Annotated in this window: 27 protein-coding genes; 8 read left to right on the plus strand and 19 right to left on the minus strand. The window is 70.7% G+C overall.

What is annotated here, in order from left to right; genetic code table 11:
• Window positions 1-141: 141 nt before the first annotated feature.
• On the plus strand, window positions 142-630 hold the full coding sequence (locus tag V8J36_RS08045; RefSeq protein ID WP_336466767.1) for a cytochrome b: 489 nt from the start codon (window positions 142-144) through the stop codon (window positions 628-630).
• A gap of 78 nt (window positions 631-708) precedes the next feature.
• Window positions 709-3,144 (plus strand): heavy metal translocating P-type ATPase, encoded by a 2,436-nt coding sequence (locus tag V8J36_RS08050; RefSeq protein WP_336466768.1) that lies wholly within the window; start codon window positions 709-711, stop codon window positions 3,142-3,144.
• A 15-nt stretch (window positions 3,145-3,159) separates the two neighbouring features.
• Here the strand turns inward: V8J36_RS08050 and V8J36_RS08055 are convergent, their stop codons facing one another.
• Window positions 3,160-3,873, minus strand: a complete 714-nt coding sequence (locus V8J36_RS08055) for a YceI family protein (RefSeq protein ID WP_336466769.1) — start codon at window positions 3,871-3,873, stop codon at window positions 3,160-3,162.
• A gap of 77 nt (window positions 3,874-3,950) precedes the next feature.
• Window positions 3,951-5,990: an NADH:flavin oxidoreductase gene (locus tag V8J36_RS08060; RefSeq protein ID WP_336466770.1), complete on the minus strand. Its 2,040-nt coding sequence runs from the start codon at window positions 5,988-5,990 to the stop codon at window positions 3,951-3,953.
• Window positions 5,991-6,119: 129 nt separating this feature from the next.
• On the opposite strand from V8J36_RS08060, the gene V8J36_RS08065 reads away from it, so the two are divergent.
• Entirely contained in the window at window positions 6,120-7,523 is a 1,404-nt protein-coding gene (locus tag V8J36_RS08065) for an FAD-binding oxidoreductase (protein WP_336466771.1), read from the plus strand.
• A gap of 42 nt (window positions 7,524-7,565) precedes the next feature.
• Here the strand turns inward: V8J36_RS08065 and V8J36_RS08070 are convergent, their stop codons facing one another.
• Together V8J36_RS08070 and hemC are read right to left on the minus strand one after the other, a co-directional pair.
• Window positions 7,566-7,766 (minus strand): hypothetical protein, encoded by a 201-nt coding sequence (locus V8J36_RS08070; protein WP_336466772.1) that lies wholly within the window; start codon window positions 7,764-7,766, stop codon window positions 7,566-7,568.
• 142 nt (window positions 7,767-7,908) lie between these two features.
• The gene (gene hemC, locus V8J36_RS08075; protein WP_336466773.1) at window positions 7,909-8,859 is read right to left on the minus strand and encodes a hydroxymethylbilane synthase; all 951 of its coding nucleotides are present in this window, start codon (window positions 8,857-8,859) and stop codon (window positions 7,909-7,911) included.
• 220 nt (window positions 8,860-9,079) lie between these two features.
• Between hemC and hemE the strand changes: the two genes are divergently transcribed.
• A complete protein-coding gene (gene hemE / locus V8J36_RS08080; protein WP_336466774.1) occupies window positions 9,080-10,123 on the plus strand; it encodes a uroporphyrinogen decarboxylase in 1,044 nt (347 codons plus the stop codon).
• A 158-nt stretch (window positions 10,124-10,281) separates the two neighbouring features.
• Here hemE and V8J36_RS08085 read toward each other — a convergent pair whose 3' ends face one another.
• The 3 genes from V8J36_RS08085 to hemF form a co-directional block, all read right to left on the minus strand.
• Window positions 10,282-10,632 carry a hypothetical protein gene (locus tag V8J36_RS08085; protein ID WP_336466775.1) on the minus strand — a complete coding sequence of 117 codons (351 nt, stop codon included), beginning with the start codon at window positions 10,630-10,632 and terminating at the stop codon, window positions 10,282-10,284.
• 84 nt (window positions 10,633-10,716) lie between these two features.
• A complete protein-coding gene (locus V8J36_RS08090; RefSeq protein ID WP_336466776.1) occupies window positions 10,717-11,319 on the minus strand; it encodes a LysE family translocator in 603 nt (200 codons plus the stop codon).
• A gap of 4 nt (window positions 11,320-11,323) precedes the next feature.
• Window positions 11,324-12,229, minus strand: coding sequence for an oxygen-dependent coproporphyrinogen oxidase (hemF, locus tag V8J36_RS08095; RefSeq protein WP_336466777.1), 906 nt, complete (start codon window positions 12,227-12,229; stop codon window positions 11,324-11,326).
• A 167-nt stretch (window positions 12,230-12,396) separates the two neighbouring features.
• Between hemF and V8J36_RS08100 the strand changes: the two genes are divergently transcribed.
• Together V8J36_RS08100 and V8J36_RS08105 are read left to right on the plus strand one after the other, a co-directional pair.
• Window positions 12,397-12,789, plus strand: coding sequence for a hypothetical protein (locus V8J36_RS08100; protein WP_336466778.1), 393 nt, complete (start codon window positions 12,397-12,399; stop codon window positions 12,787-12,789).
• A 52-nt stretch (window positions 12,790-12,841) separates the two neighbouring features.
• On the plus strand, window positions 12,842-13,252 hold the full coding sequence (locus V8J36_RS08105) for a hypothetical protein (RefSeq protein ID WP_336466779.1): 411 nt from the start codon (window positions 12,842-12,844) through the stop codon (window positions 13,250-13,252).
• Between the two features lie 16 nt (window positions 13,253-13,268).
• Here the strand turns inward: V8J36_RS08105 and V8J36_RS08110 are convergent, their stop codons facing one another.
• The 3 genes from V8J36_RS08110 to clpS are packed head-to-tail and all read right to left on the minus strand — an operon-like array spanning window position 13,269 to window position 15,583.
• Window positions 13,269-14,078, minus strand: coding sequence for an SDR family NAD(P)-dependent oxidoreductase (locus V8J36_RS08110; RefSeq protein ID WP_336466780.1), 810 nt, complete (start codon window positions 14,076-14,078; stop codon window positions 13,269-13,271).
• A 55-nt stretch (window positions 14,079-14,133) separates the two neighbouring features.
• Entirely contained in the window at window positions 14,134-15,207 is a 1,074-nt protein-coding gene (locus V8J36_RS08115; protein ID WP_336466781.1) for a class I SAM-dependent methyltransferase, read from the minus strand.
• Window positions 15,208-15,241: 34 nt separating this feature from the next.
• Window positions 15,242-15,583 carry an ATP-dependent Clp protease adapter ClpS gene (gene clpS, locus V8J36_RS08120; RefSeq protein ID WP_336466782.1) on the minus strand — a complete coding sequence of 114 codons (342 nt, stop codon included), beginning with the start codon at window positions 15,581-15,583 and terminating at the stop codon, window positions 15,242-15,244.
• A gap of 128 nt (window positions 15,584-15,711) precedes the next feature.
• On the opposite strand from clpS, the gene V8J36_RS08125 reads away from it, so the two are divergent.
• Both V8J36_RS08125 and V8J36_RS08130 read left to right on the plus strand, forming a co-directional pair.
• On the plus strand, window positions 15,712-16,416 hold the full coding sequence (locus tag V8J36_RS08125) for an HAD family hydrolase (protein WP_336466783.1): 705 nt from the start codon (window positions 15,712-15,714) through the stop codon (window positions 16,414-16,416).
• Window positions 16,417-16,707: 291 nt separating this feature from the next.
• Entirely contained in the window at window positions 16,708-18,375 is a 1,668-nt protein-coding gene (locus V8J36_RS08130) for a D-alanyl-D-alanine carboxypeptidase family protein (protein ID WP_336466784.1), read from the plus strand.
• Between the two features lie 64 nt (window positions 18,376-18,439).
• Here V8J36_RS08130 and ccoS read toward each other — a convergent pair whose 3' ends face one another.
• The 9 genes from ccoS to ccoN all read right to left on the minus strand — a co-directional run bounded on the left by ccoS (window position 18,440) and on the right by ccoN (window position 26,949).
• Window positions 18,440-18,598 (minus strand): cbb3-type cytochrome oxidase assembly protein CcoS, encoded by a 159-nt coding sequence (gene ccoS, locus V8J36_RS08135; RefSeq protein WP_336466785.1) that lies wholly within the window; start codon window positions 18,596-18,598, stop codon window positions 18,440-18,442.
• A 12-nt stretch (window positions 18,599-18,610) separates the two neighbouring features.
• Entirely contained in the window at window positions 18,611-20,788 is a 2,178-nt protein-coding gene (locus V8J36_RS08140) for a heavy metal translocating P-type ATPase (protein WP_336466786.1), read from the minus strand.
• A 5-nt stretch (window positions 20,789-20,793) separates the two neighbouring features.
• Window positions 20,794-21,267 carry a FixH family protein gene (locus tag V8J36_RS08145; protein ID WP_336466787.1) on the minus strand — a complete coding sequence of 158 codons (474 nt, stop codon included), beginning with the start codon at window positions 21,265-21,267 and terminating at the stop codon, window positions 20,794-20,796.
• 1 nt (window position 21,268) lies between these two features.
• Window positions 21,269-22,702, minus strand: coding sequence for a cytochrome c oxidase accessory protein CcoG (ccoG, locus tag V8J36_RS08150; RefSeq protein ID WP_336466788.1), 1,434 nt, complete (start codon window positions 22,700-22,702; stop codon window positions 21,269-21,271).
• Window positions 22,703-22,886: 184 nt separating this feature from the next.
• Complete coding sequence (locus V8J36_RS08155) at window positions 22,887-23,291, minus strand: hypothetical protein (protein WP_336466789.1); 405 nt, start codon at window positions 23,289-23,291, stop codon at window positions 22,887-22,889.
• Between the two features lie 235 nt (window positions 23,292-23,526).
• Window positions 23,527-24,399: a cytochrome-c oxidase, cbb3-type subunit III gene (gene ccoP, locus V8J36_RS08160; protein WP_336466790.1), complete on the minus strand. Its 873-nt coding sequence runs from the start codon at window positions 24,397-24,399 to the stop codon at window positions 23,527-23,529.
• Window positions 24,399-24,593: a cbb3-type cytochrome c oxidase subunit 3 gene (locus V8J36_RS08165; protein ID WP_336466791.1), complete on the minus strand. Its 195-nt coding sequence runs from the start codon at window positions 24,591-24,593 to the stop codon at window positions 24,399-24,401. The genes ccoP and V8J36_RS08165 overlap by 1 nt, the downstream gene beginning before the upstream one ends.
• A 12-nt stretch (window positions 24,594-24,605) precedes the next feature.
• A complete protein-coding gene (ccoO, locus tag V8J36_RS08170) occupies window positions 24,606-25,331 on the minus strand; it encodes a cytochrome-c oxidase, cbb3-type subunit II (protein WP_336466792.1) in 726 nt (241 codons plus the stop codon).
• Between the two features lie 10 nt (window positions 25,332-25,341).
• Window positions 25,342-26,949, minus strand: coding sequence for a cytochrome-c oxidase, cbb3-type subunit I (ccoN, locus tag V8J36_RS08175; RefSeq protein ID WP_336466793.1), 1,608 nt, complete (start codon window positions 26,947-26,949; stop codon window positions 25,342-25,344).
• Window positions 26,950-26,980: the final 31 nt, after the last annotated feature.

Raw genomic sequence — 26,980 nt, forward strand, 5'->3', positions numbered from 1 at the left:
CGATCGGTCCTCGGACCGATGGCGGACCAATCGGCGGCCCCCCCGCGCATCTGCGCTCCTGACCGGGCGCGATGGCTTGACGACGGAAATGGCGGGATATTTCGTTAGGGGTACAACCGCCACGGCCCGGAGGCCCAGCCAATGTCCACCCGCACCGGCTACAGCGCCCTGCAGATCCTGCTGCACTGGCTCATCGCCGCCCTGGTCGCCTTTCAGCTGATCTTCGGGGAAAGCATGGGCCATGTCGGCCGCGCCCTCGCCCGCGGCGAGACACCGGACCCGACCGACGCCGCGCTCGCCTCGGCCCATTACTGGGTCGGGCTCTCAATCCTCGGCCTCGTCGTGATCCGTCTGGCCGTCCGCCTGCGCCAAGGCACGCCCGCCCCCGCCCCCGCCCCCGCCTGGCAGGTCAAGGCCGCCAAGGGCATGCATCACCTCTTCTACCTTCTGCTGGTCCTCGTGCCGCTGACCGGCCTCGCCGCCGTCTATGTCACCCCCGAAGCCGGCGACATCCACGAACTGGCCAAGCCCGCCTTTCTGATCCTGATCGCCCTGCACGCCGCAGCCGCGCTCTGGCACCAGTTCGCCCTGGGCGACGGCACCCTGATGCGGATGCTGAAACCGCGCTGAGCAAACACTTCAAGAACTCTTGAAGTGTCTGCCGCATCCACCTAGGTTCGACCCGGGCCAAGCAGGGGGACGCGTCCCATGAGCGAAGAGATCAGCTTCACCGTCGAGGGGATGCATTGCGCCTCCTGCACCGGTCGGGTCGAGCGTCTGCTGACCCGCCTGCCCGGCGTCGACAGCGCCAGCGTCAACCTTGCCACCGCGACCGCCCGCGTGGGCTACGCGGCCCCCGCCACCCCCGCCGCGATGGCCGCGGCGGTGGCGAAGGCCGGATTCACCCTGAAGACGCTCTCGGCCACGCTCGACCTTCAGGGCATGACCTGCGCCGCCTGCGCGGGCCGCATCGAGCGCGCGCTGGCCGCCACCCCCGGCGTGCTGGGCGCGTCGGTCAACCTCGCCACCAGCAGCGCCGAGATCACCTATGCCGCCGGCGCCACCGCGCCCTCGGAACTGGCCGCCGCGGTCGAAAGGACCGGCTACCACGCCCGCCCGCGCAGCTCCGACGCCCCCGCCCCCGACCGCAGCGCCGAAATCGCGGCCGAGGTCGCGGGCCTCAGGCGCCGCGCGATCACCGCCCTCGCCCTCGCCGCCCCGGTCGTGGTGCTCGCCATGGCCGGCCACGCGATCCCGGCGCTGCACCACTGGCTGATGACGCCCCCGCGCGAGACCTTGGCCAACCTCGTGCAATTCGCCCTCACCGCGCTGGTCCTCGCCGGCCCCGGGCGGATCTTCTTCCGCATCGGCCTGCCCGCGCTCTGGCGCGGCGCGCCCGAGATGAACAGCCTCGTCGCCCTCGGCGCACTCGCGGCCTTCGCCTATTCCACCGTCGCGACCTTCGCGCCCACGCTGCTGCCGCCCGAGGCCCGCGCCGTCTATTTCGAGGCCGCCGCCGCGATCGTCGCCCTGATCCTTGTCGGCCGCTGGCTCGAGGCCCGCGCCCGCGGCCAGGCCGGCGCGGCCATCCACCGCCTGATCGCCCTGCGCCCCGCGACCGCCCGCGTCCTGCGCGGCGACCGCGAGGTCGAGATCCCGGCGGGCGAGCTTGCCCCCGGCGACCTCGTCCGCCTGAAACCGGGCGAGCGCGTCGCCGTCGACGGGGTGCTCACCGAAGGCACCGGCTGGATCGACGAATCGATGCTGACCGGCGAGCCGCTGCCGGTCGAGAAGACCCCCGGCGCCCGCGTCACCGGCGGCACCGTCAACGGCACCTCGGCGCTGACCTTCCGCGTCACCGCCACCGGGGCCGAAACCCAGCTTGCCCGCATCATCCGGCTGGTCGAGGAGGCGCAGGCCACCAAGCTGCCGGTGCAGGCACTGGTCGACCGCATCACCCGCGTCTTCGTGCCCGCGGTGCTGGCGCTTTCCACCCTCACCTTCGCGCTCTGGCTCGGCCTCGGCGGCGGGCTGACCCATGCGCTGGTCGCGGCGATCTCGGTGCTGATCATCGCCTGCCCCTGCGCGATGGGCCTCGCGACGCCGGTCTCGATCCTCGTCGGCACCGGTCGCGGCGCCGAGCTTGGCGTGCTCTTCCGCCGCGGCGACGCCCTGCAGGTGCTGGCCAGCGCCCGCACCGTGGCCTTCGACAAGACCGGCACCCTGACCGAGGGGAAACCGCGCCTCGTCACCCTCGCCCCCGCGCCGGGCGGCAACCTCTCGCCCGACCGGCTGCTGGCGCTGGCCGCCGCGGCCGAGGCACGCTCGGAGCACCCGCTCGCCCGCGCGCTGGTCGCCGCCGCCTCGGACCGCGGCCTGTCGCTGCCCCCTGCCACCGAAGTCACCGCCCATCCCGGCCGCGGCCTGACCGCCACGGTCGAGGGCGAGAGCCTCGCCCTCGGCTCGGCCCGTCACCTGACCGAGGCCGGCATCGACCCCGCCCCCCTGCTGGCAGAGGCCGAGGCCGCCGCCGCCCGCGGTGAAACCGCCGTCTTCCTTGCCTTGGGCGGCCAGGTGCAGGCGCTGATCGGCGTCGCCGACAGCCCCCGCCCCGGCGCCGCCCCGGCGGTGCAGGCGCTGACTCGGCAGGGGATCGCGGTGGCGATGGTCTCGGGCGATGCGCCCGCCACGGCGCAGGCCGTCGCCCGCGGCCTTGGCATCGCACAGGTCCACGCCGGGCTTCTGCCAGAAGGCAAGCTCGACGCGCTGGCAAGGATGCCGCGCCCGCTGGCCTTCGTCGGCGACGGCATCAACGACGGCCCGGCGCTGGCCGCGGCCGAGGTCGGGATCGCGATGGGCTCAGGCACCGACGTGGCGATCGAAAGCGCCGACGTGGTGCTGGTCTCGGGCGATCCGCGCGGGGTGGCGACGGCGATCGCGCTCAGCCGCGCCACGCTGCGCAACATCCGCCAGAACCTCGGCTGGGCCTTCGGCTACAACGTGGTGCTGATCCCGGTCGCGGCCGGGGCGCTCTACCCGCTGAACGGCATGCTGCTGTCGCCGATGCTGGCGGCGGCGGCGATGGCGCTGAGTTCGGTCTTCGTCGTCGGCAACGCGCTGCGCTTGCGCCGCGCCGGGGCCTGATCTCAGCGGCCCGCGTCAGGGGCCGGTCTGAGCGCCCGAGGCGTCGGGATTCTGGAATTCCGCCTCGATCACGATCTCGACCGCGTCCGAGACGCCCAAGGTGGTCCCCGGCGCCGGGATGCCGAAGTCGATCCCGAAGTCCGATCGGTAGAGCGTCCCCACCGCCGAAAAGCCGATCCGCGCCCCGCCCGGATCGAAGGGCTGCGGGGGATAGCCGCCATTGAAGGTGACGCGCAGGGTGATCGGTTTGGTGACCCCGTGCAGGCTCAGATCGCCGGTCACCGCCGCCCGGTCGGGCGCCACCATCCGTACGCGGGTCGAAACGAAGGAAATGTCGGGAAACTGCTCGGCATTCAGGAATTCCGGCCCGGAAATGATCGCGTTCATGTCGAAATCGGACGATTTGAAATTCGTCTCGACCCGCTTCGGATCGACATGGGCCGTCAGGGTCATCGCCTCGGGATTGGCCGGGTCGAACGCCAGATCCGCCGTGAATCCGGTGAATTGCGCGGTGTAGTTCGAGAATCCGAGATGGCTGACCCGGAACAGCAGGCTCGCATGCGCCGGGTCAAGGTGGAACCGCCCCGCCGCGACCTGCGTCGGCGCCGGCGGAATCGAAGGGCCGGCGTCCGTCGCGGGCGCGGCCGGCGGTGCGGCCTCCTGCGCCGCCAGCGGCAGGGCCGCCAGCGCCGCCAGACCAAGCATCGGGAACAGGATCACGCGCCGCATCCTCGCCTCCTCGCGATTGCGCCTTCGCGCCCAGCCTCCTCAGCCCCGCCCCGCCCTGTCAATCGACAAGCGCGTCATCACCAGCGGATGCCATAGCGCAGCGCCTCGAAGATCCCGGCGTGGATGTTGCGGGCCTGCACGGCGTCGCCGATGCGATACAGGCGGAATGCCCCGCCCGGGTTGCGCTCGGGGAAGACCTCGCCCGCCCCCGCGGTCAGCGCCCGGTAGTCCACCGCGCCCAGGTTGCGGCTGGCGGGCTTCAGCGCGTGATACAACTCATCCAGCGCCGCGGTGCCATGCTCGACCACCAGGTGATCGACCTCGCGCTCTTCCACCACCTCGGGCGCGAAGTCCGAGCCAAGACTGACGACCAGCGCATTCCCTGCCCGCCGCACGCCCTTCAGCCGCCGATGCTGCGTGATCACCGCCCCCGCGCGGTGCAGCGCCGCCAGATAGGGCACGATGTTCATGCCGCCCATGTCCGGCGACAGCATCCGCTCGGGGCTCACAAGTTCCAGCGTCCCCCCGGCCGAGGCCAGCCGCTCCGCCGCCCCCATCCCGGCATGGGCACCGCCGTCGTCATAGACCATGACCCGGCCCTGCGGCTTGGCGTCGCCCGTGATCACATCCCAGCTCGACAGTGCCAGCTCCATCCCCGCGGCCTCGGGCGGCTGCGGCAGACCGCCGGTCGCCACGACCACCACGTCGGGGGAAAGTGCCGTGACATCCTCGGCTTCGGCATAGGTGTTGAAGCGGATCTCGACTCCCAGCCGCTCCAGCTCGGCCAGCCGCCAGTCGATGATCCCGATCATCTCGCGCCGCCGCGGAATCTCGGCCAGAAGCCGCACCTGCCCGCCGGCCTCTGCCGCCGCCTCGAGCACCGTCACCCGGTGCCCGCGCTCGGCCGCGACCCGCGCTGCCTCGAGCCCCGCCGGCCCCGCGCCGATCACCACCGCGCGCAGCGGCGCCTCGGCCTTCGGGATCTCGTGCGGCATCGTCGCCTCGCGCCCGGTCGCGGCATTGTGGATGCAAAGCGCGCCGCCGCCCTCGTAGATCCGGTCGAGGCAATAGGTCGCCCCCACGCAGGGCCGGATCCGCTCTTCGATCCCGGCGGTCACTTTTCGAACGATATGCGGGTCGGCGATATGGGCGCGCGTCATCCCGACCATGTCCAGCTTGCCGCTGGCGATCGCATGGCGGGCCGTCGCCACATCGGGGATCCGCGCGGCGTGGAACATCGCCATCCCAGTGGCCTGCTTGACCTCTCCGGCAAAATCCAGATGCGGGGCCGAGGGCATGCCCTGGAGAGGGATTACGTTGGTCAGCGCCGCATCGCTGTCGATATGGCCGCGGATCAGGTTGATGAAATCAAACTTTCCGCTCGATGCGATGCGGCGGGCGATCTCGACGCCCTCCTCGCGCGACAGGCCGTTCTCCATCTGCTCGTCGGCGACCATGCGGATGCCGACGATGAACTCCGCCCCTACCGAAGCGCGGATAGCGTCGATCACCGCCCAGGTGAAGCGCAGCCGGTTGTCGAGCGTGCCGCCCCAGTCATCTCCGCGCCGGTTCGTCGCCGGCGACCAGAACCCGTCCATCAGATGCCCGTAGGCCTCAAGCTCGATCCCGTCGAGCCCCGCCGCCTGCATCCGTTGTGCCGCCGCCGCGTAATCCGCGACGATCCGCTCCAGATCCCAGTCCTCGGCCTCTTTCGGGAAGGCGCGATGCGCCGCCTCGCGCACCGGCGAGGCCGAGACGACCGGCAGCCAGTCTGCCTTGTTCCACCCCGTCCGCCGCCCCAGATGCGTCAGCTGGATCATCACCTTGCAGTCCTGCTCGTGGCAGTCGCCCGCCAGCGCCGCCAGCCAGGGCACGATCTCGTCGCGATAGGCCTGCAGGTTGCCGAAGGCCTCGGGGCTGTCCTGCGACACCACCGCCGAGCCCGCGGTCATCGTCAGCGCGATCCCGCCCCGCGCCTTCTCGCGGTGATAGAGCCGGTAGCGCTCCTTCGGCATGCCGTCCTCGGAATAGGCGGGCTCATGCGCGGTCGACATGATCCGGTTCTTGAAGGTCAGATGCTTCAGCCGCCAGGGTTGAAGAAGCGGGTCGTTCGACATGATGCACTCCTTGGACGGCCCATGCTGCACCGGCGGCGTCGATTGCATCTGGTCAATCCGCGTCAGGTTTCGGACAAGATGCGCCGTCTGCAGCCCGCCAGATCCCCGCCGACATATCAAGGACATGCGATGACGGACTTCCTCGACCAGCTCCGCGCCCTGATCGGTCCCACGCAGGTCCTGACCGGCCCCGCGGCCGAGGGCTACTGCCACGACTGGACCGGCAAGTATCACTGGACGCCCCTCGCCGTCGCCCGCCCCGCCGACACGGCCGAGGTCGCGGCGGTGATGCGCGCGGCCCATGACGCGGGCGTGGCGGTGGTGCCGGTCTCGGGCCATACCGGGCTCGCCGGCGGCACCCATGCCGAGGGCCAGCTGATGCTGTCGCTGGAACGGCTGACCCGGATCCGCGAGATCCGCCCCGGGTCTCGGGTCTGCATCGCCGAGGCCGGGGTGATCCTCGCGCAGATCCATGCGGCCGTCGCCGAGCACGGGCTGATCTTCCCGGTCAGCTTCGGCGCGCAGGGCTCGGCCCGGGTCGGCGGGTTCCTGTCGACCAATGCCGGCGGCTCGAACGTGGTGCGCTACGGCAATACCCGCGCGCAGGTGCTGGGGATCGAGGCGGTGCTGGCCGATGGCCGCGTGCTCGACCTGATGGGGGCGCTGCACAAGGACAACACCGGCTACGACCTGAAGGACCTGATCATCGGGGCCGAGGGCACGCTGGCGGTGATCACCGCGGCGGTGCTGAAGCTGCAGCCCGCCCCCGTGGCCCATGCCACGGCGATGGTCGCCCTGCCCGACCTGCGCAGCGCGCTGGGGCTTCTGAACCTGCTGCAGACCGAAAGCGGCGGGCTGGTCGAGGCCTTCGAATTCATGCCCGACCGCTACTGGAACCGGATGGCGCGGTTCCGCCCCGACATGACCTGCCCCTTCGCGACGGTCCCGCCGGTGACGGTGCTGGTCGAACTGGCCGCGACCGCGCCCGAGGCGGCGATCCCGCTGCCCGACGGCACCCTGCCGCTGACCGGGCGGCTCGAGGATGCGCTGGCGCAGGCGATGGCGCGCGGCGAAGTGCTGGATGCGGTGATCGCGGCCTCTGGCCAGCAGCGGCGGCAGATGTGGCAGCGGCGCGAATCAGCAGCCGAGATCACCCTGAACGTGGTGCCGATCGTGGATTGCGACGTGTCGCTGCCGCTGGACCGGATGCAGGACTTCCTCGACGCGATGGGGGCGCGGCTGGCGCAGATCGATGCCGGGGCCGACCTGCTGTACATCGCGCATCTGGGCGACGGGAACTATCATTACACGGTCTATCCGACCGATGCGGCACTGGCCGACCCGATCCGCGCGGCCATCGCGCAAGAGGCGGTGCGGCTGGGCGGGTCGTTCTCGGCCGAACATGGTATCGGCCTGTCGAAACGGGCCGAAATGCAGGCGCTGAAAGACCCCGTGGCCCTGCAGGTGATGGCGGCGATCAAGGCCGCGCTGGACCCGAAGGGGCTGCTGAACCCCGGCAAGACCATCGCCTGACGCCGCGACGACACCGGAAGCCCGGCCCGGACACCGGGCCGCTCAGCCGAAGGGGCGCAGCGCCCCGATCAGCAGCAGCACCAGCGCGACGTTCAGCCCCAGCGATACGCGCAGCAGCGAGACACGCTCGCCCAGCGGCAGGCCGCGCGGGCGGGCGGGGGCGGCGGCATAGATCCGGCCGGTGGACCAGTCGGCGATGCCGCGCTCGGCGTCGAAGGTGGTGGACGAGGACACTGGTGGCATGGCGACACTCCCGCTGGCTGGCTCACCTCTCAGTGGCCCGGACCGACTTAACAACAGGTGTATTCGGCCGCAGGATTGGGGCGATTTTGCGGAAGGCCGCGGGCGCTGGCGGATTTCCCCCCGCCGCGCCCGCGCAACAGGCTCAGCGCCAGTCGAAGAAGCCCGGGCCGGCCTCGTCCAGCAGCGCCCGCGCCAGTCCGGCCCCCAGCGCCGCGCCCTCACCGAGCGCCCCGGTGCGCTCGCCCCGGATCACGGCAGAGCCGTCGGGGCGCAGGATCTCGCCGCGCAGGCGCAGCGTCTCGCCGACGATCTCGGCATGGGCGGCGATCGGCGTCTGGCACGAGCCGTCGAGCGTTTCGAGGAAGGCGCGTTCCGCCTTCAGCCGCAGCCCGGTCTCGGGGTCGTGGATTTCGGCCAGCAGCGCCGCGGTCGCGATGTCGCCCGCGCGCCGCTCGATGCCGATGGCGCCCTGCGCCACCGCCGGCAGCATCTCTTCCAGCGCGATCGCGGCCTTCGGGACCTCGTCCATGCCCATCCGGTTCAGCCCGGCCATCGCCAGGAACGTGGCCTCGGCCACGCCCTCTTCCAGCTTGCGCATCCGGGTCTGCAGGTTGCCGCGGAACTCGACGAACCGCAGGTCGGGGCGGCGGGCGGCCAGCTGCGCCCGGCGGCGGAGCGACGAGGTGCCCATCACCGCGCCCTCTGGCAGCTCGGCGATCGAGCGGTATTTCAGCGAGACGAAGGCATCGCGCGGATCCTCGCGCGGCAGGAAGCAGTCCATGACCAGCCCCTGCGGCAGCACCGTCGGCATGTCCTTGGTCGAATGCACCGCGATGTGCAGCTCGCCCGCCAGCAGCGCCTCTTCGATCTCCTTGGTGAACAGTCCCTTGCCGCCGATCTCGGACAGGGAACGGTCCTGCACCCGGTCGCCGGTGGTCTTGATCACCACGATCTCGAAGGCGGCCTCGGGCAGGCCATGCGCCGCCATCAGGCGCAGGCGCGTCTCATGGGCCTGGGCCAGCGCCAGCGGCGAGCCGCGGGTGCCGATCTTCAGCGGGGCCTCTGGGGTGGGCAGCAGGATCTCGTCGGTCATGGCGCTGGCTTAGCGCCGCCCGCGGCCCCGCGCAACGGCGCTTGCAGGGGTGAAGGCGCGGTGAAGGGGCCGCGCGCCCGGGGTGTACGGGGGGTGTACGCCCGGTGCACTGGGGGGTGTACCCCTGTCACCCCCGCTTTCCGGGCGCTGCCTGCGGCTTTGGCACGGCTTGACACCCCCCTGCCCCCCGGGCTTGAAGGACCCGCCAGAGGAGAGCCCGATGACCGATCCCCGCCCCCAGAAGACCATCCTGCGCGCCCTTGCCGGCGAGGCCCTGCCGGTGCCGCCGGTCTGGATGATGCGGCAGGCGGGGCGCTACCTGCCGGAATACCGGGCGACGCGGGCGCAGGCGGGGGACTTCCTGTCGCTGTGTTACAACCCGGACCTCGCCGCCGAGGTGACGCTGCAGCCGATCCGGCGCTACGGCTTCGACGCGGCGATCCTGTTCGCGGATATTCTTCTGGTACCACAAGCCCTTGGCGCGGACCTTTGGTTCGCCACCGGCGAGGGCCCGCGGCTGTCGACGGTGACCTCGGCCGCGGATCTGGCGCGGCTGAAACCGGCGGACGCGATCCACGACACGCTGGCGCCGATCTACGAGACGGTGAAGATCCTCGCCCGCGACCTGCCGCCCGAGACGACGCTGATCGGCTTCGCCGGCGCGCCCTGGACGGTCGCGACCTACATGATCGCCGGACGCGGCACCCCCGACCAGGGCCCGGCGCATGCGCTGAAGGCCGCGGACCGCGCGACGTTCTCGGCCCTGATCGACCTGATCACCGAGGCCACGATCGACTACCTGTCGATGCAGGTAAGTGCCGGCGCGGAAGTGATAAAACTCTTCGACAGCTGGGCCGGCAGCCTCGAGGGGCAGGACTTCGACGATTTCGCGCTGGCCCCCGCCAAGCGGATCATCGCGGCCCTGAAGGCGCGCCATCCGGGCCTGCCGGTGATCGCCTTCCCGCGCGAGGCAAAGCACCGCTACGAGGGGTTCGCGCAGGCGACCGGGGCGGATTGCGTGGCGCTGGACAACTCGGTCGACGCGGGCTGGGCGGCGGCGCATGTCCAGCGCGACGGCTGCGTGCAGGGCAACCTCGCGCCCGGGCACATGGTGACCGGCGGGCCGGCGCTGGTCGAGGCGACCCGCGCGGTGGTCGAGGCCTTCCGCGGCGGGCCGCATATCTTCAACCTCGGGCACGGGATCACGCCGGACGCCGATCCCGAGAATGTGGCGCTGATGATCGAGACCATCCGCCGGGGCTGAGGGATTCCCCGCGGGGACAGGCGGGGGGCTCTGCCCCCGTCGCGGCGGGGCCGCGACTCCCCCGGGATATTTGGGCCAATGCGAAAGCGGCAAGAGGGGGCTCCGCCCCCGCCCGTTCCGGGCTCCCCCGGAGTATTTCCGCCAAGCCGAAGGCGGGGTCAGGCGTCGGGGAACATGCGGCGCAGCAAGGCCTTGGCCTCGGCCCAGCCCTCGGCGGTCTTGGCGGGGCGGACCTCGACGTCGCGGACCATGCCGAATTTCGCGACCAGCTTCGGACGGATCGAGACGCGGATCAGCGTCTCGCCGATCTCGAGCACCTCGACCGCGTCGGGGGCGCCGAAGATCTCGTCCGAAACCTCGAGCCAGGTCGGCTCGGTGCCGGGCGGGCCGTCCTGCTGGAAGAGGATGTAGCCGTCTTCCTCGTCCTCGCTGACCGCGAAGCCGACGAGGCAATGCCCGGCCTCGGTCTCGGCGGTGCAGATCTCGGCGCGGATCTCGATGTCGGCCATGGCGCTCTCCTCGGGCGGTCTTTGGGCGCGAGATAGGACGGGCGCGCGCGGCGCGCAAGGCTCAGGGGGGGGGGGCGCGGGGCCTCAGACCTTGAACGCCAACCAGAGCGCCACCGGCACGAGGGAGAGCGACAGCAGGCGCCGGGCGCGGGCCTCGGAAACCGGATCCTCAAGGAGCGCCCGCGCAAAGCCCGCCAGCGCCACGATCGCGGCATGGATCGCGGTCGCCACCGCGACATAGGCGGCGGTCAGGGTCAGCGTGCCCTCGGGCCCCGGCAGGAAGGCCGGCAGCACCGAGAGGTAGAAGACCGCGGCCTTGGGGTTCAGCAGGTTGGTCACCAGGCCGCGGCGGAAGGCGCGCGCGGTCGAGACGCGGGTGTCGCCGACGCCGTCGCCGGCCGAACGCCAGCCGTCCCAGGCGAGGAACAGCAGGTAGAGCACCCCGCCCCAGCCCAGCGCGTGGTAGAGGACGGGACTTGCGGTGACGATGGCGGCGGCGCCCAGCGCGGCCGCCAGCCCGATGGTGCCGAGCCCCAGCGCCACGCCCGCCACCGCGGCGAACCCCGGGCGGCGGCCTTCGGTGGCCGCGACCACCGCGAGCCAGGCCATGTTCGGGCCGGGTGTGAGCTCGATCAGCGCCGAGGCGAGGACGAAGGCCGCGAGCGTTTCAGGCGCGACGCCGCCCATGTGTTCAGATCCATTTCGCCAGCGGCGGCAGGCTCATCAGCACCGCGTTCGCGTCATGGCCCGATTCGAGACCGAACTTGGTGCCGCGGTCGTAGACGAGGTTGTATTCGGCATAGAGCCCGCGGTGGACGAGCTGCGCCTCGCGGTCGGCCTCGGACCAGGGCGTCTCGCGGCGGCGTTCGACCAGCGGCACGAAGGCCGGCAGGAAGGCCGCGCCGACCGCCCTGGTGAAGGCGAAATCGGCAGCCCAGTCGCCGGTGTTCAGGTCGTCGTAGAAGATGCCGCCGACGCCGCGCGCGCGGCCCCGGTGCGGGATGAAGAAATACTCGTCTGCCCAGGCCTTCAGCCGGTCGTAGCGCCCGGGCTCGGCCGCCTCGCAGGGGGCGGCGAGGGTGGCGTGGAAGGCGGCGGTGTCTTCAGCGTATTCGAGGCAGGGGTTCAGGTCGGCACCGCCGCCGAACCACCAGGCATGCGGCGTCCAGAACATCCTTGTATTCATGTGCACCGCCGGCACATGCGGGTTGCGCATATGCGCCACCAGGCTGATGCCCGAGGCCCAGAACCGCGGGTCTTCGGCCATGCCCGGCACGCCGCGCGCGGCCATCGCCTTCTGCGCGCGCGCGCCCAATGCGCCATGCACGGTCGAGACGTTGACGCCGACCTTCTCGAACACCCGCCCGCCGCGCAGCACGCTCATCAGCCCGCCGCCCGCATCGCCGCCGTCGGGGGCGCTGCGGCGGGTCTCTGTCAGTTCGAACCGGCCCGGGGGAAGATCGCCCGCGCCGGCGGCCGGGCCGTCCTCGAGCGTCTCGAAGGCCGCGACGATGCGGTCGCGCAGGCTGCGGAACCAGGCCGAGGCCTCGGCGCGTTCGGCGGTGAACCCGGCGGCGAAGGCGGTGTCGTCGGTCATGGCGGAGCTCCCGGATCTGTCGCGGCCTGCCTAGCACCCGCCCCCGCGCCCGCCAAGTCCGGCCAGAGCCGCAGGCGGCGCACGTCACGCCGAGGGGACTGGCCTTTGCCGCCCGCTGCGCTATGGTCCGCGGAAGGGGCGCCCTTTGGCCCCCGGGAGGACGAACGATGCGCGCTTTTCCCCTGGCGATGCTGGCCGTGGTGGCGGGCCTTGCCGCCTGCGCGCGCCTGCCGCCGGAATGCCGCACCCCCGACGTCACTCGGCTGCGCACGCTCGACGCGCTGATCGCCGAGACGAAGGGCAATCTCGACCGCGGCTTTGCCGAACCGCAGGCCCGCACCGCGCCGGTCTCGACCAGCTTCTGCTTGGGATCGGGCAGCGGCCATGTCGGGCTCTCGTTCTGCTCGGGCGGCGAACGGCGGGTGATCCGCGGGCCGCAGGCCATCGACCCCGCGGAGGAACGCGCCAAGCTTGCCGGGCTCGAAGACAGCCGCGCCCGGATCCTGAAAGCCAACCCGAACGCTCTTGCCCTCTGCTCGGTCGCCCTGGCCGGACGCTGAACCGCCCGCCCCGCCCCCGGCTCTGGCCCCAACCCCAACCCAAGGTCCAAAGATGCGCCTGACCCCGCTGCTTGCCCTGCCCCTCGCCCTTGCCGCCTGCGCCACGCCGCAGGAGCGCTGCATCAGCCGCGTCACCGGCGACCTGCGCACCCTCGACGGGCTGATCGCCGACAGCCGGGCGAACCTGTCGCGCGGCTTCGGCTACGAGACGCACGAGGTGCAGCGCACGCGCTGGGTGCAGTGCTACGACCGCGACATCGTGCGCGACAGGCATGGCAAGCGGCAGGTGATCACCGTGCCGCGGATGTGCCTGGACGATTACATCGACACGGTCGAACGCCCGGTCTCGATCGACCTGAAGGCCGAGCAGTCGAAGCTGGACGCGATGGTGAAGAAGCGGGCCGAGCTGGCGAAGCGCGCCGACAGCGGCGTCGCCGCCTGCCGGGTGCAGTACCCCAAGTGACGGCGCGCGCCTGTGGCTAGTGCGCGGGCACGCCCACCGGGTCGATGAGGGTGCGGCCGCCGTCGACGGTCAGCACCTGCCCGGTCACGAAGGCCGAGGCGTCCGAGGCCAGGAACTGCACCGCCTCGACGATTTCGGCGGCGCCGGCGATGCGGCCCAGCGGCGTGCCGGCGATGATGCGTTCGCGCAGCTCGTCATCCTCGCGCAGGCTGGCCTGCAGCGAGGCGCTCATCAGGCTGCCGAAGGACACCGAATTCACCCGGATCCGCTGCGGCGCATAGGCCACCGCCAGCGAGCGCGTCGCCTGGTCGAGGGCCGCGACGGCGATCGAATAGGCCAGAAGCTCGGGCTGGGTGCGCTGGCCGGCGATGGTCGAGAGGTTGACGATCGAGCCTGCGGGGCCGGTCGCCTCGGGGTCGGCCGCGGTCTGGGCGGCCATGCGGCGCGCGACCATCTGCGACAGGCGCAGGCTCGAGGTCAGGTTCTGCTTCAGCATCTCGTCCAGCGGCGTGTCGTCCGGGCAGAGCGGATCGGACAGCGCCACCTGACGGCTGGCATTCACGAGGATGTCGATGCGGTCGAAGGCATCGACCGTGGCCGAGATCAGGTTGGCCATGGTCAGCTTCTGGCAGAGGTCGCCGGTGAAGTAGCGCACCGGCCCCTCGTCGCGGGGGTGGTCCGACAGTTCGGCCTCGAGCCGCGCCTCGTCGATGTCGACGAACATCACGTTCGCGCCCTTTTCGACGAAGTGCCGTGCGATGGCCAGACCGACACCATTCGCCGCGCCGGTGACGATGGCGGTCTTGCCCGTGATCGAATAGCTCATGAAAGTCCCTGGCCGCCGCGCCGCAAGGGGCGCACGGGCGGCACCTTAGCCTGTTTCACCGCGGCCCGCGACCGCCCCGCGCCCGCGGCCCGGTGCCTGTGGCAGGCTTGCCGCGATCGGGCGCCGCTACGGCCGCCTTGCCCTTCAGCGGCCGCGCCGCCCGGATCAGCTTGAAGCGCCCGTCGCCACCCACCACCTGCACCTCGGCGAAGGCCGCGGCCAGCGCGGGTTCATAGGGCAGCTGGCGGTTCGCGACGATCCAGAGCTCGCCCGAGGTGAGCAGCACCCGCGCCGCCGCGCGGATGAAGGCCAGCCCTAGCTCGGGCTCGGCCGAGCGGCCGCCGGCATGGAAGGGCGGGTTCATCACCACCGCGTCCAGCGCCCCGTCCGCGCGCCAGTCGGTCGCGTCGGCCCAGTGGAACCGCGCCCGCGGGTCGGTCACATTGGCCTGCGCGCAGGCGAGCGCGGCATGATCGGCCTCGACCAGATCGATCCGCTTGACCTTGGGCGAGCGCGCCAGCACCTGCGCCGCAAGCCAGCCCCAGCCCGCGCCGAGATCGCCGACCTTGCCCGACAGCGCCGGCAGCACACCCGCCAGCAGGGCCGAGCCGGGATCGATCCCGTCGGCGGAAAACACGCCCGGACGGGTGACGAAGCCCGGCGCGGCCTCGGCAGGCCCGTGCATCCAGTCGGCACAGGCGGCGGGGTCGGCGGCGATCTGCAGGCTGCGGCCATGGGCCTTGCTGGTCACGGCGCCGACCGGCAGGCGGCCCGCCAGCGCGCGCTGCAGCGCCTCGATCCCGTCGGTCTTCTGGCCGTCGACCCAGATCGGCGCGCCGGGACGGCAGCGGGCCATCGCCTCTGCCAGCATCCGTTCCGCCGCGGCGCGGGCGCGCGGGATCAGGACCAGCGCCGCGGCATGGTCCTCACCCGCCGGCTCCGGCGTCACGGTCCAGCCGCGCGCGGTCAGGGCCTTGTGGTCGGGGAACATCCCCTGAACCAGATGCGTGCGCGCCTGCGGCAGGGCGGACAGGTCGCTGGCGGCGGTCGCGCCCAGCACGAGGATCGTGCCCTCGGGCGGAAGGGCATCGCCGCCGTCGAGGGCGGTGGTCAGTCGGCTGTCGCTCATCTCGTCGCGGGGACCGGCGCGGGGGGCCGCGCGGTCACTCCTTCTCCATCGTGCATTGCAGCGGATGCTGGTGGCGGCGGGCGAAGTCCATCACCTGCGCCACCTTGGTTTCCGCCACCTCGAAGCTGAAGACGCCGACGACGGCCAGCCCCTTCTTGTGGACGGTCAGCATGATCTCGAAGGCCTGGGAATGGTTCAGGCCGAAGAAGCGTTCAAGCACATGCACCACGAATTCCATGGGCGTGTAGTCGTCGTTCAGCAGCAGGACCTTGTACAGCGGCGGGCGCTGGGTCTTCGGCCGCGTGCGGGTGATGACCGAGGAATCGTTTCCAGGGTCGTTGGTCCCGTTCGTCTGGGTCCAGGGTTGCTGGGTCACCGCGTCCGCTCCGTGTCGGATTCGTCTTTTCGGGGTTCGAATGCCCAATATAGGCTCCTTGCGCGCGCGGGGAAGCCCCGCTTTGGTGCCTGGGTGACCGAAATGGCCTTGTCACAGGAGACCGACCGATGCCTGCCCCCACCCTTGTGGCCTTCGATGCCGATGACACACTCTGGCATAACGAGCGTTTCTTTCGGCTTACCCAGGACCGCTTCGCCGGGCTTCTGGCCGATCACGCGGGGCGCGAGGACCTCGAGGCGCGGCTTCTGGCGGCCGAGAAACGTAACGTCGGCATCTACGGCTTCGGGATCAAGGGGTTCACGCTGTCGATGATCGAAACCGCGGTCGAGGTGACCGGTGGCCGGGTTCCGGGCGCGGTCGTGGCCGAGATCCTGGCCGCGGGGCGCGAGATGCTGGCCCATCCGATCGAGCTGCTGCCCCATGCCCGCGACGCGGTGGCGGCCGCGGCGGCGGGCGGCCACCGGGTGATGCTGATCACCAAGGGCGACCTTCTGGACCAGGAGCGCAAGCTGGCGCAGTCGGGCCTGGGCGAGATGTTCGACGCGGTCGAGATCGTCTCGGACAAGACCGCGCCGACCTATTCCCGGATCTTCGCCCGCCACGGACAGGCCCCCGCGCGGGCGATGATGATCGGCAACTCGCTGAAATCCGACGTGATCCCGGCGATCGAGGCCGGCGCCTGGGGCGTGCATGTCCCCCATGCCCTGACCTGGGCGCTGGAGCATGCCGAGCCTCCCCGCGACGATCCGCGCTTCGCCGAGATCGACGACCTGTCGGGCGTTTTGTCGCTGCTGCCGCGGCTGGCGGGCTGAGGGCTTCGCATGGCGCACAGGGGCCATCTATAGGCAGCGGATACCGGACGGAATACCACCACATATTGCGGGCCGCATCGCATTCCGAATCCTGCGAAATCCCATGAAACTTGGGTGTTTTCGCATGGGTAATGACGTGTTACCATTTCGGCCAACGTCCGGCGCAAGACCGGAAAGAACGAGCCCCGAGGCGATCGGGGACCGAGGCAGTGAAAGGCAAGACCCGTGGGCAGGTTTTCCAGGCGGTGGGCAATCCACAGCTTCGTGTCGCTGATTGCGGCAACCCTCATCATGTCCGTTCCGGCACTCGCGGCACCCTTCGCCGCCTATGTCATGGACGCGCGGACCGGTGAGACGCTGTATTCCGAAAACGCCGACGCGCGGCTGCATCCTGCCTCGCTCACCAAGATGATGACGCTCTATCTCGCCTTCCAGGCGATCGAGAACGGGCAGATCACGCTGGACACCCCGGTCACCGTCACCTCGAAGGCCGCCAATCAGGCGCCCTCGAAGCTTGGCCTGCGCGCGGGCCAGAAGATCGCGCTGCGCTACCTGATCCGCGCCGCCGCCATCAAGTCGGCCAATGACGCCGCGATGGCGATCGGCGAGGCGATCGGCGGCGACGAGGACGGCTTCGCGGCGATGATGAACAAGACCGCGCGCTCGATGGGGATGAACGACAGCACCTTCAAGAACCCGAACGGCCTGACGCGCGAGGGGCACCTGTCCTCGGCCCGCGACATGTCGATCCTCGGGCGGCACCTGTTCTACGACTATCCGCAGTACTACAACATCTTCTCGCGCCGCACGGCCGATGCCGGCATCGCCCCGGTCTATTCGACCAACGCCAAATTCCTCAATGCCTACAAGGGCGCAGACGGGATCAAGACCGGCTACACCTCGATGGCGGGGTTCAACCTGACAGCCTCGGCGCAGCGCGGCAACGTGCGGATCATCGCCACGGTCCTGGGCGGCAAGTCCACCGCCTGGCGCAACCAGAAGATGGCCGAACTGCTGGACCTGGGCTTCGCCAAGGCGCCGAACTCGGCCCCGGTGCAGAAGCCGGCCGCCCCGGCGCTGGTCGCGATGGCGGACACCGACCTGCCGCTGAGCGCCGAGGGCGCCGGCAAGGTGATCCGGATGCAGGTCGCGGTGGAACGCAGCCGCCGCCCGCAGGCCCGTCCCGGCAGCCTGAACGCCGCCCCGCCCGAGATGCTGGTGGCGATGAACTCCGGCATCGACGCGGCGCTGGCGCAGGTCCACGAGATCCCCGAGGACGAGGCCGAAGAGATGGAAGAGCCGTCGCTGGCCGTGGCCGAGGCGGCCCCGGCGCCGCGGCCGGAGCAGCGGCCGGAGTCACTGGTCGACACCAGCCCTTCCCCGGTCGTGGCCGCGGTCACCGCCGAGGCCGCCGCGGCAGAGACGCCGCTGCCGATGCCCGCCGAGATCCGCCAGGAGATCAAGCAGGAGCTTGTCGCCACCGCGCAGGCCGATGCCCCGGCCGAGATCGCCGCCCCGGCCCCGGCCGCGCTCGCCGCCTTCCAGTCCACCGCCCCGCAGCCCGAGACGCTGGCCCTGGCCGAGACCATCGGCACCAGCGAGCCGACGCCCGCCCCGCCGCCGGAACGTCCCGGGATGATCATGCTGGTCTCGGCGCAGGATGCCGCGACCGCGGCCGGGACCACGCCCGAGCAGGAGGTGGTCAGCCGCGCCTCGACCTCGGGCGGGCGGCATTACGGGATCACCATCGGCCACTACGCCTCGCGCTACAACGCCGAGCGGGCGCTGCTGCAGACCGCGCTGACCGAAAGCGCCGCGCTGGGCGAGAGCCTGCGCAAGGTCGTTGCGGCCAAGGGCGGCTATGACGCGAATTTCGTGGGCCTGTCGGAAGAGATGGCCTCGGCCGCCTGCCGCCGCTTCGCCGCCCGCGGCCGTGAATGCGCGGTGATCGGGCCCTGAGCCCAGAAGCTGCATCCGGATCGCGCGACGGGCCCCTTTCGGGGCCCGTTCCGCTTTCAGGGCGTCACGCCTTCGGATGCTCGTCCCAGTCGGGGGCAAGGATCCGTTCGGCATCGCCCTTCGGGTCTTCGTACTGGCGGGCGCGCAGCGTCCAGACGAAGGCCACGAGCCCGAGGCCGCCAAGGCCGAGCGAGACCGGGATCAGGTAGGCGAGCATCTGCATCGTCGGGCCCCTTCAGCGCAGCCGCAGCGCGTTCAGCGAAACGGAGAGTGAGCTGAGCGACATCGCCACCGCCGCAGCCAGCGGCGTGGCCATCCCGACCAGCGCCAGCGGCACCGCGATGGCGTTGTAGCCCAGCGAGATCGCGAAGTTCTGCTTGATCCGGGCCCGCGCAACCACCGCGGTCTTCACCGCCTGCTCGACCGGGGCCAGGTCGGTGCCCAGCAGCACGATGTCCGAGGCCGCCCGCGCCGCATCGAGCGCCGAGGCCGGCGAGATCGAGGCATGGGCGGCGGCCAGCGCGGCGGTGTCGTTCAGCCCGTCGCCCACCATCAGCACCCGCGCACCGGCGCTCGCCAGCGCCTGCAGATGCGCGGCCTTGTCCTCGGGCCGCTGGCCGGCCAGCCAGTCCGCGATGCCCAGCTTCGCGGCCAGTGCCGCCACGGCGGGGGCGACGTCGCCCGACACCAGCTCGACCCGCTTGCCCTGCGCCTTCAGGCCCGCCACCGCCTCGGCCGCGCCGGGGCGCAGGCGGTCGGTGAAGGCGATCTCGACCGGCGCGGCCGCGCCGATGCGCAGCCATGTCGCGGTGCGCGCGCCCGGGGCGACGCCCAGCCATTCCGCGCGGCCAAGGCGGAGGCGGCTGTCGCCGATCCGCCCCTCGACCCCCTGCCCCGCGACCTCGCGCAGATCCTCGACCGCGACGGGCTCCAGCCCCTCGGCGGCCTGCGCGATGGCGCGGGCCAGGGGATGCGACGAGGCGCCGGCCAGTGCCGCCGCCACCTGCCGGGTGGCCAAGGGCAGCGCGGCAAAGCCCTCGGGCTCGGGCGTGCCCAGAGTCAGCGTGCCGGTCTTGTCGAAGACGACGGTGTCGATCTCGGCCAGCCGCTCGAGCGCGGTCGGGTTCTTGATCAGCAGACCGCGGCGGAAGAGCCGGCCCGAAGCGGCCGTGACCACCGCCGGCACCGCCAGCGCCAGCGCGCAGGGACAGGTGATGATCAGCACCGCCACCGCCACGTTCAGCGCCAGCCGCACGTCGCCGCCCGAGATCCACAGCCAACCCGCGAAGGCCCCCGCCGACAGGATGTGCACCACCGGCGCATAGCCGCGCGCCATCCGGTCGGCGAGCGAGGTGTAGCGGTTGCGGGCGCTTTCCGCGATCGCCACCAGCCCGGCCATGCGGTTGAGGCTCGAGTCCCGCCCCGCCGCGGTGACGCTCACCTCGAGCGGCCCGGTCAGGTTCACCTCGCCGGCCGAGACGACGGCGCCGGGCGCCACCGCCACCGGCAGCGTCTCGCCCGTCAGCAGCGAGCGGTCGAGTTCGGACGCGCCCGTGGCCACCCGCCCGTCGCAGGGCATCCGCTGGCCCGGGCGCACGCGCACGAGATCCCCGGGGCGCAGGTCGGCGATCGGCACCTCGACCTCGGCCCCGTCGCGCAGCAGATGGGCGCGGGGCACCTCCAGCGCGGCCAGCTCCTCGGCGGCCGAGCGCGCGGCGGCGCGGCTGCGGTATTCGAGGTAGCGCCCGGTCAGCAGGAAGAAGGACAGCATCACCGCGCCGTCGAAAAAGACGTGGTGGCCGTGGTTGATCGTCTCGAACAGCGACATGGCCGAAGCGAGGATCAGCCCCAGCGAGATCGGCACGTCCATGCCCAGCCGCCGCGCCTTCAGCGCCGCAAGCGCCCCCGCGAAGAAGGGCTGGCCGGCGAAGGCCACCGTCGGCAGCGCGATCGCGGCCGAGATCCAGTGGAACATGTCGCGCGTCGCATCCTCGGCCCCCGACCAGACGGCGACGGACAGCAGCATGATGTTCATCATCGCGAAGCCCGCGATGCCGATGCGCATCAGCAGGTCGCGGCCGCGCCGGTCGGTCTCGGTCATCCGCAGAGCGTCGGGGTCCAGCTCGTGCGCCTCGTAGCCGATGCCGGCCAGCACCGTGACCAGTTCGGGCGCCGTGACCGCGGGCGCGGCCTCGACCGCCACCCGGCGCAGCGACAGGTTCACGCGCGCGGCGCTGACGCCCGGATGGGCCAGAAGCGCCCGTTCCACGTCGGAAATGCAGGCCGCGCAATGCGCCGTCGGCAGTGACAGCACCAGCCGTGCGGGGCCTGCGGGCGCGTCGGGCACCGAGGCCAGACGCTCGGCCGCCGGGGCGGCGATGCAGGCCGGGCAGGCAGAGATCGCGGTGGTCATGGCCTTCAGCCCCTCACCATCATGTCCAGCCGCTGGCGGAAGGCGGTGCCGTCGGCGGCGGTCGCCTCGAGATGCATCAGCCAGGCGCCGGGGGCGAGCGTCACCGGCGCCGACCAGACCTGCCCGTCGAAGCTGAAGGCGGGGTGGCTGTCCTCGCGCGCCTCGGTCTTGCGGCCGACCAGCACGTTCAGGGACGCGACGCTGGCCGGCGCGCCCGCGGCATCGCGGATGTCGATGACAAGGCGGCCGTCGCGATAGGCATGCGACAGGTGCCAGCCCAGCGCCGCCTGCGCCGCGCGCTCGGCATCGAAGGTCTGGCTTGCGACATAGGAGTTGTCGACCTCGAGCCCCGGGAAGGTCGAGACGGCCTGATAGGCCATGTAGACGTTCACCGCGATGATGACCGAGAAGGCCGAGACGGTGATCGCCAGCACCTTGCGGCCGGTCAGCGGCTTGCCCGGATGGTGTTGCGCCTGCATGTCAGTTCCCCCGTCCATGGAACACGGTGTCGGTTTCGACGCGGTCGCGGCTGGTCATGTCCTCGATCCAGATCGCGATGTCGCTTCGGTCGGCGGTCGCGCCCTCGGACCCGGCGGGCGCGACGAGGTAAAGCCGCACCTCGCCCGTCGCATCGGCCGGCACGCGCACGGTGGCGGCCTCGGCCCCCTCGGCGGTGACGATCACCCCGGGCAGGCCGTCGGCCGACAGGTGGAAGTCGCGCGGCTCGGCCTGCTTGTTGCGCAGGCGGATTTCGTAGGTGTTGCGGATCGCCCCGTCCGAGAGGGTGACGAACAGCGGGTTGCGGACCGGGGCCACGCTCACGTCGAAGGGCGAGCGCAGGAACAGCGCCACCACCAGCCCGATGCCGATGCCCGCCCAGAGCAGGGTGTAGACCATCGTGCGCGGGCGGAAGATGTGGCGCCAGATCTGGCGCGGATGGCCGCCGGCGCGTTCGACCGCCTCGTCCTTCAGCGCCAGATAGCCGATCAGGTCGCGAGGCTTGCCGATCTTGTCCATCGTGTCGTTGCAGGCGTCGATGCAGAGTGCGCAGGTGATGCAGGCCAGCTGCTGGCCGTCGCGGATGTCGATCCCCATCGGGCAGACGTTCACGCAGGCCATGCAGTCGATGCAGTCGCCCTGCCGCTGGACGCCTTCCTCGGCCCGGCGCAGCTTGCCGCGCGGCTCGCCCCGCCACTCGCGATAGCTGACGGTCAGGGTGTTCTCGTCCATCATCGCCGCCTGGATCCGCGGCCAGGGGCAGGCGTAGATGCAGATCTGTTCGCGTGCGAAGCCGCCGAACAGGAAGGTCGTCGCGGTCAGGATCGCCATGGTGGTGTAGGCCACCGGATGCGCCTGCCCGGTCACGAGGTCGCGCATCAGCGTCGGCGCATCGGCGAAGTAGAAGACCCAGGCGCCGCCGGTGGCGAGGCCGATCAGCAGCCACAGACCCCATTTCGTCAGCCGCAGCCGCAGCTTGCGCAGGTCCCATGTCTTCTGGTGCCACAGGCGCAGGCGGGCGTTGCGGTCGCCTTCGACCCAGCGCTCGACGAGGATGAAGAGATCGGTCCAGACCGTCTGCGGGCAGGCATAGCCGCACCAGACCCGGCCCAGCGCCGCGGTGAAGAGGAAGAGCCCGAGCCCCGCCATGATCAGCAGGCCCGCGACGAAGTAGAACTCGTGCGGCCAGATCTCGATCATGAAGAAGAAAAAGCGCCGGTTCGCCAGATCGACCAGCACCGCCTGGTCGGGCATGCCCGGCCCTCGGTCCCAGCGCAGCCAGGGCGTGACGTAGTAGATGCCCAGCGTCACCGCCATTAGGATCCACTTCAGGCGGCGGAAGCTGCCCGAGACACGGCGGGGAAACACCGGCTCGCGCGCGGCGTAAAGGCTGGGGGAGGAATCGGAGGCGGACATCGGGAGCTCCAGTCGCGAGGACTGAGGTTCCATCACCCGTCCGGGGCGCCGCCACCTTGACCCAGATCAAGGGCGGGGCGGAAAGTCGTGCCGGGCGTGCAGCTTTCTCCGCGTCACGCCCCACCGGAAACGACAAAGCCGCGGCAAGGACCGCGGCAGGGGCGTCGTTCCGGACCCGGGCGGGTCACTGCAGGCCACGTGCGGCCAGCTCTGCCCGGATCAGGAAATAGGTGTCGGCCAGGCGTTTGACCTGGGTGTCGGCGGTCATCTCGGCCCGGGCGTAGGGCGTCAGATCGGTGCGCATGCGTTGCAGCGCCTCGTCGGTCATGCCGGTGGCCTTCTCGTGGATGGCCAGGACCTCGGCCTCGTCCAGCGCCATCGGGCGCCAGTTGCCCATGCCTGCCGAAGCGGCAGCCGGTGTCGCCTTTTCCCTCGCATCGTCCCGAAGGGGACCTGCGGCCATGGTTCCGACCACGGCGGCGGTGGTGATGGCCCCCAGTCCCAGCAACCCGGTGGTCACCGCGAACCAGTCAATGGCCATGGCCCCGTCCTCCGAAAGGACGAAGCGCTTCAGCGCGAGCGTCAACATGCGTTCTGCATCCTGTTCAGGCGGATAGCTTCTGCCGTCCGCGAGTCTTCGCCTCTTGGTGCAGGAGCATCTTGGCAAGAAGTGGGCCAAACCGGGCCGCAAAGCGATAGTTGCGGGGTTTTTCAAGGACAATCCCTGCGCAAAATGCAAAAAAGCGCGCCATGCCCGGAAATGCGCGTTGAAAATGGGCATGGCGCGCGGACCCGGGCCACAGGGGCCCGGGTCGAGTTTCAGGTCATTCTCCGCCGCCCAGACCGTGGACATAGCTGGCGACGGCGCGGATCTGCGCCTCGGTCAGGCGGGCGTTCCAGTTCGGCATCACGCCGAAGCGGGCATTGGTCACGGTTTCGGTCAGCGTCGCCACGTCGCCGCCGTAAAGCCAGATCGCGTCCGTGAGGTTCGGTGCGCCCTGCGCGCGGTCGCCGGTGCCGTCCTCGGCATGGCACGAGGCGCAGTTCTCGGCGAAGACCGCGGCGCCCTCTTCGGCCAGCGCCGCGTCATGCTCCTGCCCCGAGATCGCGCGCACATGCTGCACCACCGCGGCGATCTGAGGCTTTTCCAGCAGCCCGTCGCGCCCGAAGGCCGGCATCTGCGAATAGCGCGCGTCGGCGTCGGTGGTGTTGCGGATGCCGTGGGTCACCGTGGAGTGGATGTCCTCAAGGCTGCCGCCCCAGAGCCAGTCGTTGTCCAGAAGGTTCGGATAGCCCTTGGCCCCCGCCGCGCCCGAGCCGTGGCACTGCGCGCAATTGTTGCGGAAGACCGAGGCGCCGGCGTTCTGGGCATAGCCCTGCAACTCGGGATCGGCGGCGATCCGGTCGAGATCGACCGAGGCCAGCCGCGTCTCGATCCCTTCGTTCTGCGCCGCGACCCGCGCGATGTCGGCCGCGACCTCGCCCCGGGTTGAGAAGCCGAGGACGCCCGCCGTCGCGCCAGAGATCAGCGGCCAGGCCGGATAGGCGATGGAATAGCCGATCCCCCAGACGATGCAGGCATAGAAGGTCCACAGCCACCAGCGCGGCAGCGGGTTGTCGTATTCGCGGATCCCGTCCCATTCGTGGCCGGTCGAGGGGACCTCGGGCTTGGCCTGGCCTTTCTTTGCGGGTGCCATCACTTGGCCTCCTCGGGGTCGGGCTCCGCCTCGGGGCGGGCCTCGTTGCGGAAGATCATCGTCGAGGCCGCCTCATGCGCCTCGCGCCGGGCGCGACCGGGCCGCATGGCCCAAAGGATCGCGCCCAGGAAGAACAGGGCCATCGCCAGCAGGAACCAGCTGTCGGCGAAGGCGCGGAAGCTGTGGTAGTCCATCGCCCCCTCCCCTCACCGGCTCGCGTCGGGGGTGAAGGTCGAGAAATCGACCATCGTGCCCAGCACCTGCAGATAGGCGATCAGCGCATCCATCTCGGTCACGCCCGGCTGGCCGTCGAAGTTCGACACCGTGGCGTTCGGATAGCGTTCCAGCAGCCCGTCGGTATCGGCATCGGGGTTCGCCTGCGCCTCGAAGTCGGCCTTCGCGGCCTCGATCATCTCGCTGGTGTAGGGCACGCCCACCACCGACTGCGCCCAGAGGCTGTCGCCGATGTGCTTGGGATCGAGATGGCGATGCGACAGGAAGCCGTATTTCGGCATCACCGATTCCGGCACCACCGACTGCGGGTCGGTCAGGTGATCGACATGCCAGGCGTCGGAATAGCGGCCGCCGACGCGGGCGAGGTCCGGCCCCGTCCGCTTCGAGCCCCATTGGAACGGATGGTCGTACATCGACTCGGCGGCAAGGCTGTAGTGGCCATAGCGCTCGACCTCGTCCCGCATCGGGCGGATCATCTGGCTGTGGCAGACATAGCAGCCCTCGCGGATGTAGATGTCGCGCCCGGCAAGTTCGAGCGGGGTGTAGGGGCGGACCCCTTCCACCTTCTCGATCGTGTTCTCGAGATAGAACAGCGGCGCGATCTCGACGATGCCGCCGATGGTGACCACCAGGAACGAGCCGATCAGCAGGGCCGTCGCGTTCTTCTCGAGGAAGGCGTGTTTGGCGAGAATGGACATCAGGACCCCCTTATTCCGCCGGGACCAGGCTGGCCGTGCGCGTGTCGGCCTTGGCCGGCTGCTTCGCCACGGTTGCCCAGAGGTTGTAGGCCATGATGATCCCGCCGGTGAGGTAGAGCGCCCCGCCGAGCGTGCGGACCACGTACATCGGGTATTTGGCGGCGACGGTGTCCGCGAAGGCATTGACGAGGAAGCCCTGCGCATCGACCTCGCGCCACATCAGGCCCTCCATGATCCCCGAGACCCACATCGCGGCCGCGTAGAGCACGATCCCGATCGTCGCGAGCCAGAAGTGCCAGCTGACGAGGGTCAGCGAGTAAAGCCGTTCGCGGTGCCAGAGCCGCGGCACCAGGAAGTAGAGGGCGCCGAAGGTGATCATGCCGTTCCAGCCGAGCGCGCCGGAATGGACGTGGCCGATGGTCCAGTCGGTGTAATGCGACAGCGAGTTCACGGCGCGGACCGACATCATCGGGCCCTCGAAGGTGGACATGCCGTAGAAGCCGACGGCGACGACCATCATCCGCAGCACCGGGTCGGTGCGCAGCTTGTCCCAGGCGCCCGACAGCGTCATCAGCCCGTTGATCATGCCGCCCCAGCTGGGCATCCACAGGATCACCGAGAAGACCATGCCCAGCGTCGAGGCCCAGTCGGGCAGCGCGGTGTAGTGCAGGTGGTGCGGACCAGCCCAGATATACAGGAAGATCAGCGCCCAGAAGTGGATGATCGACAGCTTGTAGCTGTAGACCGGCTTCTCGGCCTGCTTGGGGATGAAGTAGTACATCATGCCCAGGAAGCCCGCGGTCAGGAAGAAGCCCACGGCATTGTGGCCGTACCACCACTGGGTCATCGCGTCCTGCACGCCGCCGAAAAGCTGGACCGAGGTCGAGCCGAAGACCGAGACCGGGACGGCGAGGTTGTTCACGAGGTGCAGCATGGCGACGGTGACGATCATCGACAGCAGGAACCAGTTCGCCACGTAGATGTGGGGTTCCTTCCGCTTCAGGATCGTGCCCAGGAACACCGCCAGGTAGGCCACCCAGACCACGGTCAGCCAGATGTCGACGTACCAGACGGGCTCGGCGTATTCCTTGCCCTGCGTGCCGCCAAGGACATAGCCGGTGGCCGCCAGCACGATCACCAGCTGATAGCCCCAGAACACGAACCAGCCGAGGTTGCCGCCCCAGAGCCGCGCCGCCGAGGTGCGCTGGACGATGTAGAACGAGGACATGATCAGCGCGTTGCCCCCGAAGGCGAAGATCACCGCCGAGGTGTGCAGGGGCCGCAGCCGCCCGAAGTTGAGGATGCCTTCCGCCCAGACGAAGTTCAGCGCCGGAAAGGCCAGCTGCGCCGCGATCACCACGCCGACGAGAAAGCCCACCACGCCCCAGAAGGTCGTGGCGATCACCCCGGCACGGACCACCGCGTCGTTGTATTCGCGGGGGCTGGCCACGGCGGGGGCGTCACCGACCCGGCGCAGGTAGAAGAGGAAGGCGATCGACGCGGCCAGCATCACCTCGACCGCATTGGCGAGGTAGGCGGCGTCGCGGGCGTAGTTCGCCGCGATCGCGGCCAGAACCGCGATGGCGGCCAGCGCCGCGAGCTTGATGAAATCCCACATGAGCAGTGTCCCTATTTCCGCGGTTCGGACG

The organism is Frigidibacter sp. MR17.14, assembly GCF_037095735.1.
Lineage (GTDB): Bacteria > Pseudomonadota > Alphaproteobacteria > Rhodobacterales > Rhodobacteraceae > Frigidibacter.